The following is a 1,002-nucleotide window of genomic DNA, read 5'->3' as shown; positions in this document are numbered from 1 at the left end:
TGTTTAGTCCCGGCATTTGATGGTGCATTATTTTCCTTAGAATGGAGGGAGGCACTATGGGCCAGGTTCTACACGGGAGCGCCACGACGACAGAGGCAATCCGTCGAGCAATACAAAATAGTGAAGAGAGCCTGAGGGCGCTTTCGAAGCGCTATGGCATCAATCAAAAGACGGTGGCCAAATGGAGGAAGCGGACATCGTTGGCCGACCTGCCGACAGGACCGAAAGAACCACACTCGACGATACTTTCAATGGAGGAGGAAGCTGTTGTCGTCGCCTTCCGCAGGCACACGCTGCTGCCTCTTGACGATTGCCTTTATGCGCTTCAGCCGACAATCCCGCATCTGACGCGCTCTTCCTTGCATCGATGCCTGCAACGTCACGGCATATCTCGTCTGCCCGACGTTGAAGGCGATAAGGAGCCCAAAAAGAAGTTCAAAAGCTACCCGATTGGCTACTTCCATATCGACATTGCTGAGGTCCAGACGGCGGAGGGCAAGCTCTATCTCTTTGTCGCAATTGACCGAACATCCAAGTTCGCCTTCGCTGAGCTCTATAGCAAAGCCGGTAAGATGAATGCCGCCCAGTTCTTGCGCAATCTGATCGCGGCAGTGCCTTACATCATCCATACCGTCCTGACCGATAATGGCATCCAGTTCACCAACCGGGCTGTTGACCGAAATGCCTTCCAGCACATCTTCGACTGGGTCTGCGACGATAACGGCATTGAGCATCGTCTGACCAAGGTGAAGCACCCATGGACCAATGGGCAGGTCGAGCGGATGAACCGAACGATCAAGGAAGCTACGGTCAAGCGCTTTCACTACGACGATCACGCACAACTCAAAGAGCATCTCGCCGACTTCATCAACGCCTATAATTTTGGGCGCAGGCTCAAGACATTAAAGGGCCTCACACCCTACGAGTTCATCTGCAAACGGTGCACTTCCGAGCCAGATCGATTCATCCTCGACCCTATCCATCAAATGCCGGGACTAAACA

At 53.3% G+C, this 1,002-nt stretch carries 1 protein-coding gene; it reads left to right on the top strand.

Annotated features, from left to right (window positions below):
- Positions 1-56: 56 nt before the first annotated feature.
- A partial coding sequence (locus tag CO670_RS32340; protein ID WP_097594071.1) for an IS481 family transposase occupies positions 57-1,002 on the top strand: 946 nt, incomplete at its 3' end.

The organism is Rhizobium sp. J15, from assembly GCF_002531825.1.
Lineage (GTDB): Bacteria > Pseudomonadota > Alphaproteobacteria > Rhizobiales > Rhizobiaceae > Rhizobium.
This window is presented reverse-complemented; position numbering and strand designations above follow the sequence as displayed.